Raw genomic sequence first — 16959 nt, 5'->3', positions numbered from 1 at the left:
TAGGTTATATTTTGGCTTAGAACATTATCAAGCTGCACAGATAATTGTTGAAAATGCAGCAGCGATAACAAGGTTATCGCTGCTGCATTTTAATAAGACGTTAGCTTGAATATCGCAGGGAGGAGGTAATCGATGATTTTATATAAATATGTTTCTTTTAGTTCCGCAACAAAGATCATTAAAGGTGAATCCATTGGTTTTACGTGCTTAGAAGATTTAAATGATCCATTTGAAGGAACAAACTTTGGTTTCTCTTCATTAGGTGACGTAAAGCCGCAATCAGCTACAAGAGTGTTTAAAAGTAATTTCTCTCGGAGATATGCACTTTTATCTCTTACTAGAAATCCTCTGAATCCACTCATGTGGTCACATTATGGTGATTCACATAAAGGAATTGTAATAGGTATCGATATAGAGTCAGCTGGCTTAATTTCTACTGACGAATTTGTTATCCCAGCCCAATTGGGGGAAATTACTTATGTGGCAACAAAAAATAAAGATCTAAATGGTATTCCGTCAATCGAAAAACTTAATGAGATCAAAAAGGATGACTTGAGTTTCACCTCCGAGATTAAGAATTATTTAAAACAGGCTTTTTTATATAAATCTTTAGAGTGGGGCTACGAAGAGGAAGTCAGAGTCATTAAATCACTTTCAAACTTCAAATTCTCATATCATAGTGAGTACGATGAAATTTTAAGTAATTCCGTAGGTAGTACCTGGAATAAGATCAGGAACAGCGCATTAGGTCAGCCATTATTCTGTTTTAAAATTCCAAGTCATGCTATCAAAGAGGTCTATCTAGGTACAAATTTTTATCGTAATGCGTGTCGCACTAATGAAGGCAAAGATAAGCAATGGTTTGATGAGCAATTGGAATATTTCAAGGCACAAAATTTTGAGCTATATGCCTGCGAACCCGATTATAGCGGTTGGAATTTGAGTGCAAGACTACTTTCAAGCTAGAAAAGTTGGGTCAGAGTAAACTATTCAGAGCCGGTGTTTGCTTCTCAAAAAATCGGGGCTAAGTAAGGTTTTTACTTTGGACTCATTCAACGCTCAAAACTTACAAAAAACACCTAATTCCCCATCGAAGTTGCCGAAGTACGTTGGAAACTCTTTGTAAACCAGAGTCGCGTGATGCCGACAGGGATGTAGGCGTAGCTTTCGCGGGGCAGGCCGTTCTATGGCATCCGTGCCATCACGGCATTTGTGAATCCATTCACATCAGATGCCCCATCGGAAGCGTTAGCGATTTATCCATAAGTATGAGGCCTGTATCTAATGCATGTAACTTCGTCGGGGCGGCTAGGACTCTTTATGAAAGAAATGGCCAAGAGGGGATTGCTGTTGATCCCCTCTTGGCCGAGTGTGAGCTGGAAGCTCACGACTTTCTTCGGCCGATAGGCCGCATCTTGGCAATGGAGCCCCATCATAGACACCCATCGTTAATGGCATGTTTTGTTGCCTCTTACTAAGCTTTAGTTATTGCTGAAGTAGGAGGTTGTTATGCCCCGCGCTAGAAGTACGCTAATTAGTCTTGAAGACACGCCTTATTATCATTGCTGCAGTCGGGTGGTTCGACGGGCTTTCTTGTGTGGTGATGATAAGTACACAGGCAAGAATTATGACCATCGACGAGGTTGGGTTGAAGCGCAAATACTCAAGTTAACAGAGGTATTTGCAATTGATGTAGCAGCTTATGCAGTGATGAGTAATCATCTGCATGTGGTGCTCTATATCGACCTAGAAACGGAAGCCCCATCAAAGACACCCATCGTTAATGGCATGTTTTGTTGCCTCTTACTAAGCTTTAGTTATTGCTGAAGTAGGAGGTTGTTATGCCCCGCGCTAGAAGTACGCTAATTAGTCTTGAAGACACGCCTTATTATCATTGCTGCAGTCGGGTGGTTCGACGGGCTTTCTTGTGTGGTGATGATAAGTACACAGGCAAGAATTATGACCATCGACGAGGTTGGGTTGAAGCGCAAATACTCAAGTTAACAGAGGTATTTGCAATTGATGTAGCAGCTTATGCAGTGATGAGTAATCATCTGCATGTGGTGCTCTATATCGACCTAGAAACGGTAAACAACTGGTCAGATAGAGAGGTGGTCGAACAGTGGCATAAGTTGTTTAATGGGACGGGTTTAACTAAAAAGTTTGCTAAAGGTGATGTGATTGAAGAGTGTATGGTCACAACGCTAAAGCGTCTTATTGCGACGTACCGTTCACGACTTTGTGATATTAGTTGGTTTATGCGTTGCCTCAATGAGCCTATCGCTAGGCAAGCTAATTATGAAGACAACTGTACAGGTCATTTCTGGGAGGGGCGATTCAAGAGCCAAGCATTACTGGATGAAGCTGCAGTGCTCGCCTGTATGGCTTATGTAGAGCTTAATCCTATTAGAGCTAAGATGGTCAAAACACCTGAAAAGTCGGACTACACCAGCTTACAATTAAGAGTTAATGCGGCTCTAAAAGGTAAGCAGCCTGCTAAGTTACTGCCGTTTATCGGTAACGAGAGACAACACCAAACCAAAGGTATCAACTTCTCTCTTCAAGATTATCTAACACTTGTTGATGAAACAGGTCGAATGATTCGTGATGATAAACGAGGGGCCATTTCTCCTAGCACTGAAAAGATACTCAATAGGCTGAATATCCCCTGCGATAACTGGATAAAAGTCACCACCGAGTTTGGCAAGCTGTTTCATGGCCCTGTTGGCTCGTTGCAGGAGCTAACTCATTATTGCGAACATTTAGATAAGCGACGACGGCACTTCGCTAATAGCTGTCACCATCTACAAGTCGGCTAAGAATTTCTAAACAAATTACTCGTTATACCGTTCTAGTTCGGTTGGATTTTTACGCTCGTTTTTTAGCTTATTTACTCTAAACCCCTCAGTTTTATCCAGTTAATCACTAAATTATTTGCCTGCCATCAAATAATGCTACACCTCATGTTTATAGTTTGAGAAAGATTTCGTTATAACGGTTATATTGTTGATTATTAATGGGTGGCTTTGCTTAAAGCTATGGTTTGAATCACAATCATGTTGAGCAAACACCGAACATTCGTGATATTACCCTGCATCTATAGGGATTCCGCGGATTTTTAGCTCTTAAAGTATCAGCTGTAGGCTGATTTATTGTAGGAAAGTATGACCAAATATTTAATTACTTTTTTAGTAATGTTTTCCATATTTGCATGTAGTAGCGATACCACTAGATTAACCCAATCGCATATCCTTACATTGAATGATGTAATATTTGATAAAAACACAATAGTTCGTTACACCGCTGATTATAAAGATATTATTGTTCCAAGTGATTTTAATGGTGTACCAGTAACCTTTATCGAAGATAGAGCGTTTGCTAAAAATGCCCTGACCAATATATCGATCCCTGATTCGGTTGCGCATATAGGGGAAGAGGCCTTTGCTGAGAACGCTTTAATAAGCGTCACTATTCCTGATTCTGTTACACATATCGGAAATTGGGCGTTTGCTAAAAATGCCTTGGCTAGCGTCACTATTCCTCATTCTGTTACGCATATTGGAGATTGGGCGTTTATTAATAATGCCTTGGCTAGCGTCACCATCCCTAATTCCGTTACATATATAGGATTTAGGGCATTTAAAAATAATGAGCTTGCAAGTGCTTACATCCCTAACTCAGTTACCCATATAGGAAAAGAGGCGTTTAGTAACAATGCCCTGACAAGCATCACTATTCCAAGTTCCGTTAACTCTATTGCAGATGATGCGTTTGCTAATAATGCCCTGAGGAGCGTCACTATTCCTGATTCTGTTAACTCTATCGGAGATGATGCGTTTAGTGGCAATGCCCTAGTGAGCGTCACCATCCCTAATTCCGTTAACTCTATCGGAGATGATGCGTTTGCTAGCAATGCCCTAACGAGTGTAACCATTCCTAATTCCGTTACCTTTATAGGGAAGCGTGCGTTTAGTCACAATGCCCTGACGAGCGTCACTATTTCTGCTTCCGTTACCTCTATAGCAAGTGGCGCGTTTAGTGGCAATGCACTGACGAGCGTCACCATTCCGGGCTCCGTTACGGCGATAGGATATGCGGCGTTTTCTCACAATGCCCTAACGAGCGTAATTATCCCCGATTCCGTTACCTCTATAGGAAACAAAGCATTTTTTTACAATGCACTTACGAGCATCACTATTCCTGGTTCCGTGACCTCTATAGGATATGCAGCGTTTTATAAGAATGCTTTGACGAGTATTAGCATTCCCAGTTCAGTGACCTCTATAGGATATACCGCGTTTGCTAACAATGCCCTGACGAGCATTGCCATTCCCGATTCCGTTACCGTTATCGAAGATGAGACATTTATTAATAATGCTTTGACGAGCGTTAGCATTCCAAGTTCGGTTAGCTCTATAGGAGTTGCAGCGTTTGCAAACAATAGCCTGAGGAGTGTCACCATTCCCAATTCCGTTACGCATATCGGAGATGATGCGTTTGGTAACAATACCCTGGTGAGCGCAACCCTTCCTAATTCCGTTACTTCTATCGGAAGCAGGGTGTTTGATTGGAATGTTGCAATAATAAGGAGATAACCACGCCCCAATCATAGAGGTGCAACCAAAGACTGCAACCAAAGACAGCCATGTTAATGGCACTCTCAAACCAGTTTATAGGCTTGAGAGCATATAAAGACAGGAAGTTGAGGCTGCTGAAGTCGCATTGGCGAACGGCCATTAAGACACTGCAAGGCTTAGTTCGGGATCCACAAGCATGCTATTAAATTCCTGGGGATCCCTCAGGGTCAGAGTAAACTATTCAGAGCCGGTGTTTGTTTCTCAAAAAATCGGGGCTAAGTAAGGTTTTTACTTTGGACTCTTTCAATGCTCAAAACTTACAGAAAACACCTAATTCCCCATCGAAGTTGCCGAAGTACGCAGATAAAAATGCCGTAGAACCATCATGGATGATGGTTCAGGCTCGGGGGGACATGGATGTCCCATCTGAGCCGTTAGGCGATTTTTATTGGAGTATGAGGCCGGTATCCAATGCATGTAACTTCGTCGGGGCGGCAGGGGCTCTTTATGAAAGAAATGGCCAAGAGGGGATTGCTGTTGATCCCCTCTTGGCCGAGTGTGAGCTGGAAGCTCACGACTTTAGTTGTTAGACGAAGTCTAACTTTAGAGTCAAACGGAGTTTGATTGTTTATAAGCTCAAGCGCAGCTTGATTGCTTAAAACAAAGTTCGTTAGACCTAGCCTAACGTCAAGGCGAAACCTGATCTGTGACACCTCCCCATATCCCACCACTTTGATTCGCATTCCCCTGTGCTACGGAGTACTCTTCTCTCCATCTATCTATCTATTTGTTTTATAGTTCTATTCAATCGCCAAGGATGTTGTATGGCCCAGTTTGATAAGTATGTTGCTATCGTTGTCGATCCTAATTCTCCCGAGAGTATTACCAATGCATTAGCCGAGTATCGTCAGCGTCTAGCAGACGGTTCGGCGTTTCGCTTAACCATGAACCTGTTGCTCAATGTGCAGTTTGTTAAGTCTGATGGCAGTACTCTGAGCTTGGACGATGCTGGCGATAACCGTGCTTTGGTTGAGCAGGCCATTAATACTTGCCGCTTTGACGAGAAGCTGAGTTATATCACCGAGCCAGTTTTGTTTGGCGCTGCACTGAACTTCCCTGAGTTAATGCCTGCGGTGGCTGAAACGGTTACAGCTTTGGTTGAGTTTTCTCGAAGCCGCAATGATTCTAATGATCTTTGGATTGATGACTACAACGCATTGGGTATCGAAGCCCTGTATATGCTGATTGCAACCGAGGTTAGTTATAGCTGGATGTTAGGGCGCTTCCTAGTGCCTTACTGGGATACGCAAACCATGACTGCGCCGCTGTACTTGCTCAGTGGGTTAGTCGGCAAGCATGGCTGGTCTCGCGATTTGATCAAGGCTTATGTCTGGTGTGATGGGGCAGATGTGCGCCGTTACTTCTATGAAAGCGACTCTTTTGAAAGCGATTCTTTTGAAGAGGGTTATGACGCGGCGCAGTCAGATTTATTAGCGCACCTGCAGTCTCACCCTGACGATTACAGCTATTTTAAAAGTGAGCTGCTAGCTCGGCTGCAGAGCAGTCCTATTTTGGTGCTTGCGGACGCAACGAACTCGCTAACACAGATGTTGTTTGAGTATTACGACAGCATGGGCGCTTGGTCTGTGGGATGCTCGCGCTGGGAGCTGGAAGAGCAGCAAGAAGAGTGGCAAGACAGGGTTAAGCAGCAGCGGATTGGTGGCGCTAAAGTCGAAGATGAAATTATCGCGCTAGCGGCAAGCCTTACTGAAACTCGCAGCGAATCGGAGTTTTTTGCTATAGCCGAAGCGCAGCGCAATGGCGTTGATAACGCTTATCAAGCTTGGATGCAGCCTGCTGAAGCTGAGCAAGAGATTGATACTGCAGCAGAACCAGAAGTTGAAGCAATCCAGTGGGATGAAGCAACTGGGCGTAGATTCTTTACCTGCTTGAACCCAAGAACAGACTTAATCAGCCAAAATCGTCTTGATCGTCTCAGTGATGAGCTTGGCTATCGTGGCGGTCAAGAGATCATCGAAGCCTTGCCTTATATGCCGATACATCTGGGAACTAGTGCTTATTTAGCGCAGCGGTTACATCATGATCCCAGTTTTGCCGAGCGTGATGCGATTGTTCTATGGTTTGAGCAGCACTTAAGTAAGCTACTCACTGACTTTGTTCTTAAATATTGCGAAGTACCAGAAGAGGCTAGCGAGGCACTGCATCAGTGGCTTTGCTGTGCTGAGTTTGAAGCAGATTCTGGAGCTGATTCTGGAGTTGACTCTGGAGCTGACAGTACAGAGAGTCTTGACGCACAAATGATCGAGATTGTGCGCGCAGGCATGGCTAAAGACGGGGGAAAGTCAGGGCCTGAAATCAGTGCTAAGCAGGCGGCTTATTGGACCTTGTTTACCCATGATGGTGGGCAGCGTGGGATGCTCACTATGCTGTTATTACAAAGCGCGAGCAATCTAAACCCGAGTGAAGGGTCTAGCCAGCTAGAGCCGTCGAGTCAGATTGTGCTGTTAGCTAAAAGGCATTGGCAACTCTGGCTGTCGATTGCACCTCAACGTGTGATAAATCGCATCGTTAAGTTTAAGGCCGATTATTCGCTTTACGCGGCGATGGATGATCAAGATGCCGAGACCGCTTTATTCGATTTATTGCAGCAACAGGGCGTGTCAGACGCCATGCAAGAAGCTTTTACTCTGATGACGGATCAGCGAGTCGCTGATTACCGTCCAGCGAACCCTAGATTTGCCCGTCGCTACGCGGAAAAAGTGGCTCAATATGCGCAGTTAGATAGTGCAGATACCTCTATGATAGGACGCCAGCAACTGCAGCAATTTGAGGTGTTATTGCAACAGCTTGAGTACTGCCGTGAAGATCAAGCCTTGGCATTTTACCAGCATCTTAGGGCGGTGAATCCAAATACTGTGCTGCCGATAATGCCGATGTTTGAGACCGCCTTGCTTAACACCTTAAAAGAAGATTTTGACGACGCCACAGCGCACACAGTGTATGACAAAGTCATGGCTTATCTTGCCAGTGGTGAAGGGCTAGAGGCCTTGAGCCCACAGGCGCTTAAAATGCCAAAACTGCAGGGCTGGAATCCATACCCAATGCACAGCAGTAAAGTGGGGCCGGCTGATTTTGTCTGGTTGCTGCCGACCGAGATGGCGCAGCGCCTAGCGCTGTTTTTAGCACAATTAGGTAAGCGTGGCCTGCATTGGTTGGGGCGCAGCTCTGTAGAGGAAGCTTATGTTGCTAGTCGAATCCAATCTGGTGAGATTGAAATGGCGGAGCGCTGGAGTCATTGTGAAGTAGGCAATGAGCGACACGCAGACTGCGACATGGGCAGTTCGCTCGATGTAGCGAAACAAAGCTGGGTACTAAATTGGCTCGACAGGGCTGGCGTGCCAGAAACATCACTGGTGTACTTTGCCGTGCATGAGGGTTATGAGCAGCAGGCGTTTGTGCGCATGTTAGCCGCTGAAAATCGTCTGCCTGATATGCAAGACTGGCTAACAGCTGATGAACGTGTGCAGTTGCTTGAGATGTTACAAGGCGCTGAATCACTGACCGACGCTACCACTCAGAGTTTTTTACAGGATTGCTCTAGCGCTGTGAAGCAGTTGGCTAATAAGCTGTTTGGTAACCGAATTTAGCAGCAATAGAACTGGGTGGCTGTGTTGCTGCCACCCATCCCCCTTTCTTGTAAGGGGCTCTTTTTAACATGAGCATTTTTACTTAATAACTGATTGGCCACTCTTTAACTGTTAATTGTTGAATACCCCGCTGCAAATCTATAATCAGCTCGCTGAGCATGTTTCATCAATCACAGTCTAACCACACCTCTTCATAATGGTTCTAAGCATTATTCAGATGCTAATAATCCACACCGCTCACTTCTCAAAATAGCGCTTTAAAACATGTTTTAAAGCCTTTAGCGCTCGACTGAGTGTTTAGACTGATATCTATTTACTATTTTGCGCAGCACACCGAGATGGGGCTACCTCTTTATGATTGTAACTGCGCCAACTCTTATACCGCCTGAGCTAGCGAGATTTAGCTATTAACGCTTGCTTGGTTTTTAACCGCTCCGTTGTAACTTTTTTGCGATTTGAAAAACGTAAACTTGTTATTTTTATATCTAAAAACATCTCTCCGTCTGTATTTATCTTATTGTTTTTTAATGTAAATGTTGTTTTTACATCTAATTGCTTCTAATGCTTTTTCTAGTGTGCTGTAGCGCAGGTTTTTACTGTTTTTTATATGGAAAATAGACATCGCTCAGTTGTTTAGCTCAATCGGTGAACGGTTAGTTTTTAAAAAAGTAGGCTTAAACAAGCCTGCAAAAACAGTGAAAAAAATAAAATAATATAAGTAGGAGTGAATGATGAGACGGTGGAAACACAAGGTAGCATTAAGCATGCTGTTTTGTTTTGGTGCCATTGCCAATGCGAACGCTGCTGGAAAATATGACAGTATTCCCCAAATGGGTAAAACCGCTAAAGGGGCAATAGCTGAATACAACGGTATGCAACAAGTCAACGGCGTAAAAACGCTGCAAGACTATATTGTTCAAGAAGAAGAGTTATTTGATTATTTGTTCGAAAACCACCCAGTTTTTAAATATCAGCAAGCCGGTAACTTAATTGGTGATTACCATATCAGTGACCGTGGTGAAGAGTATTTAGATACGGGTAAAAGCCCAGATTATAGTGAACGTGTTGGCGCACCTCGCGCAGTTCAGTACCGTCTAGGTGCTAAATCAATTCTAGATTATCCAAACAACTTCGTTGGCCCTGAAAAGTGTGCTGAATGTCATGCGACTCAATATGAGAAGTGGCAGCGTTCGCGTCATGCTAAAACAATTCGTTTCCCGGGTGAACACCCAGAAGTGGATAACGATATTGAAAAAACCATGTACAACACTAAAGATACCTCAATCTTACCTGACGGTATTACCCCTGACATGATCTATGCAACTGTGGGTACACCGCGTACCAAATACGGTTTCATCGATGCGTGGCTTGTACGTGGTACTTACCACATCAGAGACGGTTTATTACGTGACGGTACCGGTAAAATGGTAGCGGGTGCTAACCAGTTCTCTCGTGGTTGGGCTGAATGGCTAACGCCTGAAATGTCTAAGAAAATTAACGATGTTATTCCTGAGTTCCCAACAACCCTAGCGGGCTTCGGTGGTTCAGGTTCGCACCAGCAAGGTATGAGTTCATATGGTGCTAAGTACGAAAAAGAGATGTTGTTCCAACCTGCGAGTTCTTACTGTGAAGTGTGCCATACGTTTAAGTTTGACTTTCAAAACAAGCAAGAGTTCTTCGATGCATTAGGCGATCCTAAGAAGCTTCAAGAGCACACGATTTCTCGTGGTATCGCTTGTGAAGAGTGTCATGGCGCGGGCGGTCACTTAGATGGCGGTACTGGCGGCATGCAGTCTAACTGTGAACGTTGTCACCAACGCTTCCAGTACGACCCAACACTTGCTGACACGCCTCAAGCACAAGAAAAGCGTGAATACGCTTTCGGTGTGAAGATGAAGTCACTCTGTCCATCATGTGGTACAGAAGGTTCACAGATGTATAACTCTGTGCACTACGAGAAGGGCATGCGCTGTACGACTTGTCACGATCCACACGAAGTGACTGATGGTGATTGGCAGTCTGGTTTCACTACTCCGAAGCTGAAGAAAGACTGTAAAGATTGTCACGAAGCGCAAACATTGATTGCTGAAAATTCAGATACTCACAATAAGCAAACTTGTCAAAGCTGTCACATGCCTAACATGGGTAGCTGTGAAAACTTCAAGGCACTGCAGTTCCCTGACCAAGCTGGTTTCGACGCAGTACGTAAGTCTCATATGTGGAAGATCCAGGTTGATCCAACACTGAAGACACTTAACCCACCAGAAGGTGAGCCACGTACTCAAGGTCCTAAAGCGGGTAAAGGTTGGACTGTGGCTAAGAACGAAGAAGGTCGTAACTATTTAGACTTAATGTGGTCTTGTGCTCGTACCTCAATCTCTGACCACGACGTGGTAGAGAACAAAGGTTGTCACAGCCAGTTCCAGTCTGAACTTGAAAAAGGCCTACATTACGAAGACCAGTTAGAGATTTATGGTGAAGTGCAGAAGATGCAAACACCAGTTAAAGAGGTGTTCGCAAAAGTTGAACAAGCTCTTGTACGCATCGACCAGTTATTAGAAGTCACTAAGCTGTCTACTGAAGATAAGACTCAAGTGCTAATGCTCGCTGAAAAAGCACAAGAGACTGTTTCTCTAATCAAGAAAGATGGTTCTTGGGGTGTTCATGGCTTCCGTTATAGCCAGAAGCGTCTAGATGCTGCACTTACTTATGTTACACAAGCGCAAAACATCTTAGATGGAACAGGTTACGCAGCTAAATAAGCCGCCTAACTCGTTAACCGCCTCGGCATGCATTGCAGCGCAATAATTGCCGAGGCAATTAAAGAGAAAGATTATGAAAAAAGCACTGGGTCAAATTCTGGTAAGCCTCACGTTAATTGCAAGTTCAGCAAGCTGTTTCGCTGGTGGTGGTTCTTCGATGGCACCTGCTCATCGTTACGAACACCAGCTCAACACCATCAGCATGATGGAAGCTGAGACCTTAATCGGTAAGGAAGGTGTTTACTTTTTCGATGTGAATACGCTTGAACTTTGGGCTGAAGGGTTCATTCCAGGTGCTATTTACTTCAACGTTAAAGATTGGAAAAAGTTACTGCCTGCTAAGAAAGATGCAGTGATGGTGTTTTACTGCGCCAACCGCCTTTGTAATGCCAGCGAGATAGCGGCACATGAGGCGATGAAGATGGGCTACAGCAATGTTTTACAGATGCCAGATGGAATTTATGGATGGCGACTTTCAAATAGAGTCACAGAGAAGCCATAACAGCAGGATGTTGGGTAACAGAAGTTAAACGCAACTAGTTTATTTAAAGAGATGATTATTATGAAAAAATTCACAAAAACTACCCTAGCTGTTGTGACAGGTTTGACCCTGTTTATGTCTGCAAATTCAATGGCTAATACCGAGCTGACATCTGATGTTCAAAAAGAGTCTTACAGCATTGGTGCATCATTAGGTAAGTACATTTCAGGCCAAATTTATAGCCAAACTGAGCTGGGTGCTGAAGTGGATGTCGATCTTGTGATCGAAGGCGTTGTTGATGCACTTAAAAATAATCCACAGTTTTCAGATGAAGAAATCCTGACGTTCCTTAATCAGCGTGCCGAGATCCTCAATACTGCCCGTGAAGCGGCTGAAGCAAAAATTACGTTAGCTAATATCACGGCAGGTAATAAATACCTGGCTGAAAACAAAAATAGAGACGGTGTAAAAGAGACTGCATCAGGTTTGCAATATGAAGTGATCTCAGAAGGCGAAGGGCGTAAGCCTGCTCCACAAGATGTCGTCACAGTGCACTACAAGGGTTTCTTAATCGATGGCACTGAATTTGATGATTCACACAAGCGTAATGAGCCTAATCGTTTTGCACTAATGAGCGTGATTGATGGCTGGCAAGAAGGGATCCCGTTAATGAATGAAGGGTCGACGTATAAGTTTGCTATCCCTGCAGCACTTGCTTATGGCGACAAGCAAGTTGGCATTATCCCACCAAGCTCAACGTTAGTGTTTGAAGTGGAGCTGGTAAAAGTTGAAGCACCCGGCGATAACGCACACGGCATGGGTCTTAGTGGTATGGGCATGGGCGGCATGATGGGCGGCGGTCACTAGTTTTAGTTGATGGCGTTATTGCCAAGGTTTTAAGTTTATTGTTTTAGTTAGTTTGGTTTGTAGAGAGTCACTATGAATAGTTTAGCTATCGGCATTACTGTCACCTTATGCGCAGTTATCACCTTAATTTGGCGTCATCATCACTCTTGTCAAAAGCATGGTGTAACGCCGGTAGCTAACTCTTTTAATGATGATAGTAGCAATAAAGAGGGGGATTTTAAGGTTGCGACTGGGATGGTTGTTGTACTTATCAGCGTGACTTTACTTATGTACTCACAATTAGGCCATTTCAAAGATTGGAATAAAGGAGCGGTAGACGCAAATATTGATTATCTGATCACCGCAGAAATCAATAAAAACGCAAAGAAAGTCAATGAGCAACCTAGCAATCAAATTGCATTATTAAATTTGGCTCAATCCTATGTGAATGGCGGCCTGTATAGCGAGTCAGTACAAACCTTCGATGAGCTACTGAAACTCACGGGTGATGATGCCGGCATTTTGGGAATGAAAGCCAATGCCATGTATTACCGCGACAAGCGTGAAATGAGTTTAGACATTGATTTGGTTATCGCCAGGGCCATCGCGCTCGACGAATTTGAGCCGCAATCTCGGTTGTTACTTGCGACCCATGCTTACCTAAATGGTGAGTTTGAACAAGCCATTGAGCAATGGCTGACGTTACTCGAAAGTGACAACCAGAGCATTAACCGAGCCTCAATTAATAATGCAATTTATAGAGCCGAGCAAAAAATAGCTAATCGTTCAGTGGCTGCATCTGAGTAGAGTCACGTAAAACCTAATAAGTATAAATATATCAGCAAAATAGCTGATAGCTGGAGGATGCTGTGAGTGAAAATATAGAGAGACGGAGGTTCCTTAAGTGCTTAGGAGCCAGCTCTTTGATAATAGCGCCCTTAGGGTGCAGTTCTGTCGAAGAGGGTGAGTCAGATGCAAGCAAGCCCCATTACGCAATGGTGTTTGATCAAAACAAATGTACTGGCTGCGGCGAGTGTAAAGAGGCCTGTAATCTAGCCAACAATCTACCCGAAGGTAAGTCTAGATTGTTGATGGAACAGCACTCTGGCGGCTTAGAAGGCCAAGCTTGTCCGCACTGCGGTAAGACCACTGAATGTGGTTGTGAACGTAAGTTCGTCCGCGTGTCGTGTCAGCAGTGTCAAAATGCTCCTTGTGTCACCGTTTGCCCAACAGGCGCGGCGCACCGAGATGAGAAGACCGGCATTGTGACCATGGACGCGGCTAAATGTGCGGGTTGTAAGTACTGTATTGCGGCTTGCCCATACGATGCACGTTTTATTAATAAAGAAACTGATGTCGCCGACAACTGTGATTTCTGCTTAAACAGTAAACTTGCCATTGGCGAGCTACCTGCTTGCGTGCAGAAATGCCGTTATGACGCACTGATTTTTGGTGATATTAACGATCCGACATCCTATATCAGTAAGTTATTACGAGTGAAAGACTCTGTGCGTATTAAGCCTGGGTTTGGTACTGAGCCAAGCTTACGTTACATACCTATTGTTAAGCTGGGAGTATAGATATGGACGGTAATATTGAGTTTACAATGGGGCTATCCGAGGGCCTAGCATGGCCTTGGCCTATTGCGGTTTACTTGTTCTTTGCGGGTATTTCCGGTGGTGCGCTAGCCACTGCGTTATTCTTGCGATTCTACAAGAAGCAGACAACTAACACGCCATTTTATAAAGCGGCGGCATTGATCGCGTTCGTGACGATTAGTTTAGGTATGTTGTGTCTGGTTTTAGATTTGACCAACCCACTGTTCTTCTGGCGAATTTTGGTTTATTACAACCTAAGTTCAGTGATGTCGATTGGTGTTATTGCGCTATCGGTGTATATCCCGTTAGTGGCTGTGATTGCACTATACGCATTCGAAGAAGAGATCCGCTCGGTACCGGCACTTAAGGTGTTAGTTCCTGTCGTTGAAAAGCTTCAAGGTATCCGTCGTCCATGTGAAGTCACGGTATTAGTATTGGCATTGGCTGTTTGTGCTTATACCGGCTTCCTTATTTCGGCTTTGGTACGTTTTCCTATCATCAATACCTCGGTACTACCGGCATTATTTATTGCCTCTGGTATTTCAGCGGGTGCTGCTGCTGCCAAGATGGTTGCGGTATCGGTGTTTAAAGAAGACCTACACAGCCAAGATATGAAGGTACTTCATGGCGCTGAGTGGCCAATCATGTTTGCTGAAATCCTGTTCATCTTCATGATTGTGACTTCACTAATGACGGGTAACGCGGGTGCACAGAGTGCATTTGAAGCGTTCCATACGGGTGAGTGGGCGGCTGTGTTCTGGTTTGGTGTGGTAGGCCTGGGTTTTGGAGGCCCGCTACTACTTAACTTTGCCAGCGGTAAGGCGTTTAGCCATTCAGCTAAAGCCTTCTATTTATCGGGTGTGTGCGCCGTTGCCGGCATGATGTGTCTGCGTATGTTTATTCTGTATGCAGGTCAAACCTTTGCTATCTAGTCGATAGACTCGTTAGCAATGTAAGCCAATTGTTCGCTCCTAATACGCCGTCCCTGCAAGGTGAGTATTAGGAGTCGAACCGCGGCTGAACAACTAAGCTTGCAGCCTTGCCTATGATTTAAGGCAAGGCAGTAAGTGCCTCTGTTTCAATATCTTCGAGTTGAACCCGCTATGAAAAAACTGCTGCTTTGCTTGCTATTTATCCCGCTAATGTATGCCTGTAGCCAAGGCGATGCATCTTCGCGGTCGACACAAGCTCAAGCGATTCATGAACATGAACGCTGCCATTTATGTGGCATGATGATCACTAAGTATCCAGGCCCTAAAGGTCAGTTAGGCTTAAAGAACGAAACCATAGTGCCAAAGTTTTGTTCAACACGAGACATGTTTAACTTTGCCTTGCAGAGCGAGAATCAACGTCAGATCACGCATTTGAAGGTGCATGATATGTCGGTTACAGATTGGGAACATCCTGATGATAAAAGCTTTATTGATGCGACCTCGGCTTGGTATGTTTATGGCACTAGTAAAAAAGCGGTAATGGGCCCTGCTGTTGCATCATTTTCGACTGAAGAAAGTGCAACCCAGTTTGCGACTGAGTTTGGTGGTGCCGTGCTCGCTTATGATCAAATTACCATTGAGCTGCTCGCAGGCGAGTAGACTGCAGGTGTTGTATGGTATGTCGTGACAAAATTAACGCAGTGAGCAGTGTGTCACTCATACGGCTCACATTGCGTAGCATCTCCAAGCGAGTGTCTCTCACATTAGTCAAACTAATGCTTACCTTGATGCTACTCCCTGCGTTAGCGGTGAATGCTCAAACTCTTACCGTAACGGATACCGCCAGCCTTAATCAGGCGTTAGTTGACGCTAATGCCGGCGATAGAATTGTGCTAGCGGCGGGTCACTACCAAGGCCCTTTATACATTCGGCAATCAATTATCCTTTCTAGCCGTGGTAACAGCACTATCGACGCCAATGGTGTAGGTAGTGCGATTCAGGTGTTTGCTGCCAATGTCGAAATTGCTGGTTTACACATTGAAAACTGGGGCAATGATCATTACGAGCGTGATGCGGGTATTTTAGTTGAACCTGGCAGTCATGGACTGAAAATTCATAACAACAGTTTGAAAGGTAACGGTTTTGGTATTCGTGCTGATGAGCTAAACGATATTAAGATCCACAATAACGTGATAGTGGGCAATAGCAGCTTATATACCTTAGACAGAGGTGATGGCATCCATCTGCAACATGTTACAGATGCCGAAATATGGGGTAATACTATCTCTGGAGTTCGTGACGGGGTGTATTTGGAGTCGAGTAGCCAAAGTAAAGTTTACGATAACCAGTTGTTCGACCAGCAGTACGGCATTCATTACATGTATACCCATGATGACGAAGCTTTCAATAACCAAAGTTATCGGGTCGATGGTGGCTATGCCTTGATGGATTCAAAGCGTATTTACTTACACCGTAATCAGGTATGGGATGCGACTGATTTTGGCATCTTACTCAATATGACCAAAGACTCGCTGGTGGAGTCTAATCGAGTCGAACAGATTATTAACCGCAACGAAAACCAAATTCAGGGCCAAGAAGGTAAAGGCATTTTTGTTTACGGTGCTCGGGACAACACCATTTCTAATAATCACTTTGCTAATAGCGATATTGGCTTTTATATGGCGATGGGCGGTGAGGGTAATCAGGTTTACGGCAATCAATTTGTAGATAACTTTTCTCAAGTTAAATATGTAGGAGACGCCGTGCTGGAATGGAGTCAGGGCGGTCGTGGCAATTACTGGAGTGGCTACCTAGGTTGGGATCACAGTTCCGATGGCATTGGCGATACGGCTTACCGACCTAATGATAATATTGATAAATTATTTTGGCTCTATCCAGAAGCTAACTTCTTGATGGGCAGTCCTATTGTTGTCGTGCTTCGCTGGGTGCAACGCCAATTTGAAGTTACAGAGCCTAGCGGCATCGTCGACAGTTTTCCATTGCTGAATATTAACTCTGCTTTGGCTGATTAAGGCTGTTTTCGGAGCCTATCTGGTTTGTCAGTTTTAATGATTAAGCACTAATTGTAGAGTGC

Annotated in this window: 13 protein-coding genes and 2 pseudogenes; all 15 read left to right on the top strand. The window is 44.4% G+C overall.

The genetic code is table 11. The features are described 5' to 3' along the window. Positions 1–132: 132 nt before the first annotated feature. The 15 genes and pseudogenes from ACVBIL_RS13510 (at position 133) to nosD (ending at position 16897) form a co-directional block, all read left to right on the top strand. On the top strand, positions 133–966 hold the full coding sequence (locus ACVBIL_RS13510) for a DUF2971 domain-containing protein (RefSeq protein ID WP_447167489.1): 834 nt from the start codon (positions 133–135) through the stop codon (positions 964–966). A gap of 543 nt (positions 967–1509) precedes the next feature. Next, a pseudogene (locus tag ACVBIL_RS13505) lies at positions 1510–1755 on the top strand (transposase); the annotation flags it as partial. A gap of 86 nt (positions 1756–1841) precedes the next feature. Further along, positions 1842–2819, top strand: a complete 978-nt coding sequence (locus ACVBIL_RS13500; protein WP_447167488.1) for a transposase — start codon at positions 1842–1844, stop codon at positions 2817–2819. A 345-nt stretch (positions 2820–3164) separates the two neighbouring features. Continuing rightward, complete coding sequence (locus ACVBIL_RS13495; RefSeq protein ID WP_447167487.1) at positions 3165–4595, top strand: leucine-rich repeat domain-containing protein; 1431 nt, start codon at positions 3165–3167, stop codon at positions 4593–4595. Positions 4596–4657: 62 nt separating this feature from the next. Further along, a pseudogene (locus tag ACVBIL_RS13490) lies at positions 4658–4783 on the top strand (IS4 family transposase); the annotation flags it as partial. Between the two features lie 207 nt (positions 4784–4990). Beyond that, on the top strand, positions 4991–5167 hold the full coding sequence (locus tag ACVBIL_RS13485) for a hypothetical protein (protein ID WP_447167486.1): 177 nt from the start codon (positions 4991–4993) through the stop codon (positions 5165–5167). A 234-nt stretch (positions 5168–5401) separates the two neighbouring features. Continuing rightward, positions 5402–8245, top strand: a complete 2844-nt coding sequence (locus tag ACVBIL_RS13480) for a hypothetical protein (RefSeq protein WP_447167485.1) — start codon at positions 5402–5404, stop codon at positions 8243–8245. Between the two features lie 731 nt (positions 8246–8976). Beyond that, positions 8977–11007, top strand: a complete 2031-nt coding sequence (locus tag ACVBIL_RS13475) for a multiheme c-type cytochrome (RefSeq protein ID WP_447167484.1) — start codon at positions 8977–8979, stop codon at positions 11005–11007. A 73-nt stretch (positions 11008–11080) separates the two neighbouring features. Continuing rightward, positions 11081–11509 (top strand): rhodanese-like domain-containing protein, encoded by a 429-nt coding sequence (locus tag ACVBIL_RS13470; protein WP_447167483.1) that lies wholly within the window; start codon positions 11081–11083, stop codon positions 11507–11509. A gap of 60 nt (positions 11510–11569) precedes the next feature. Then, the gene (locus ACVBIL_RS13465) at positions 11570–12355 is read left to right on the top strand and encodes an FKBP-type peptidyl-prolyl cis-trans isomerase (RefSeq protein WP_447167482.1); all 786 of its coding nucleotides are present in this window, start codon (positions 11570–11572) and stop codon (positions 12353–12355) included. Positions 12356–12427: 72 nt separating this feature from the next. Further along, positions 12428–13141 carry a tetratricopeptide repeat protein gene (locus ACVBIL_RS13460; protein WP_447167481.1) on the top strand — a complete coding sequence of 238 codons (714 nt, stop codon included), beginning with the start codon at positions 12428–12430 and terminating at the stop codon, positions 13139–13141. 62 nt (positions 13142–13203) lie between these two features. Continuing rightward, positions 13204–13914: a 4Fe-4S dicluster domain-containing protein gene (locus ACVBIL_RS13455; protein ID WP_447167480.1), complete on the top strand. Its 711-nt coding sequence runs from the start codon at positions 13204–13206 to the stop codon at positions 13912–13914. Between the two features lie 2 nt (positions 13915–13916). After that, positions 13917–14864 carry an NrfD/PsrC family molybdoenzyme membrane anchor subunit gene (gene nrfD, locus ACVBIL_RS13450; RefSeq protein ID WP_447167479.1) on the top strand — a complete coding sequence of 316 codons (948 nt, stop codon included), beginning with the start codon at positions 13917–13919 and terminating at the stop codon, positions 14862–14864. Between the two features lie 171 nt (positions 14865–15035). Next, a complete protein-coding gene (locus tag ACVBIL_RS13445; protein ID WP_447167478.1) occupies positions 15036–15524 on the top strand; it encodes a nitrous oxide reductase accessory protein NosL in 489 nt (162 codons plus the stop codon). A 128-nt stretch (positions 15525–15652) separates the two neighbouring features. Then, positions 15653–16897, top strand: a complete 1245-nt coding sequence (nosD, locus tag ACVBIL_RS13440) for a nitrous oxide reductase family maturation protein NosD (protein ID WP_447167509.1) — start codon at positions 15653–15655, stop codon at positions 16895–16897. Positions 16898–16959 lie beyond the last annotated feature (62 nt).

This window comes from Shewanella sp. 125m-7, from assembly GCF_052977045.1.
Note: the sequence above shows the minus strand (reverse complement) of the source record. Positions and strands in the feature narration are given on the sequence as shown.

What these genes read in the sequence shown, in the direction of transcription:
- ACVBIL_RS13510 (WP_447167489.1), top strand. Translation starts at nt 133, where the DNA reads ATGATTTTATATAAATATGTTTCTTTTAGTTCCGCAACAAAGATCATT.
- ACVBIL_RS13500 (WP_447167488.1), top strand. Translation starts at nt 1,842, where the DNA reads ATGCCCCGCGCTAGAAGTACGCTAATTAGTCTTGAAGACACGCCTTAT.
- ACVBIL_RS13495 (WP_447167487.1), top strand. Translation starts at nt 3,165, where the DNA reads ATGACCAAATATTTAATTACTTTTTTAGTAATGTTTTCCATATTTGCA.
- ACVBIL_RS13485 (WP_447167486.1), top strand. Translation starts at nt 4,991, where the DNA reads ATGGATGTCCCATCTGAGCCGTTAGGCGATTTTTATTGGAGTATGAGG.
- ACVBIL_RS13480 (WP_447167485.1), top strand. Translation starts at nt 5,402, where the DNA reads ATGGCCCAGTTTGATAAGTATGTTGCTATCGTTGTCGATCCTAATTCT.
- ACVBIL_RS13475 (WP_447167484.1), top strand. Translation starts at nt 8,977, where the DNA reads ATGAGACGGTGGAAACACAAGGTAGCATTAAGCATGCTGTTTTGTTTT.
- ACVBIL_RS13470 (WP_447167483.1), top strand. Translation starts at nt 11,081, where the DNA reads ATGAAAAAAGCACTGGGTCAAATTCTGGTAAGCCTCACGTTAATTGCA.
- ACVBIL_RS13465 (WP_447167482.1), top strand. Translation starts at nt 11,570, where the DNA reads ATGAAAAAATTCACAAAAACTACCCTAGCTGTTGTGACAGGTTTGACC.
- ACVBIL_RS13460 (WP_447167481.1), top strand. Translation starts at nt 12,428, where the DNA reads ATGAATAGTTTAGCTATCGGCATTACTGTCACCTTATGCGCAGTTATC.
- nrfD (WP_447167479.1), top strand. Translation starts at nt 13,917, where the DNA reads ATGGACGGTAATATTGAGTTTACAATGGGGCTATCCGAGGGCCTAGCA.
- ACVBIL_RS13445 (WP_447167478.1), top strand. Translation starts at nt 15,036, where the DNA reads ATGAAAAAACTGCTGCTTTGCTTGCTATTTATCCCGCTAATGTATGCC.
- nosD (WP_447167509.1), top strand. Translation starts at nt 15,653, where the DNA reads ATGCTACTCCCTGCGTTAGCGGTGAATGCTCAAACTCTTACCGTAACG.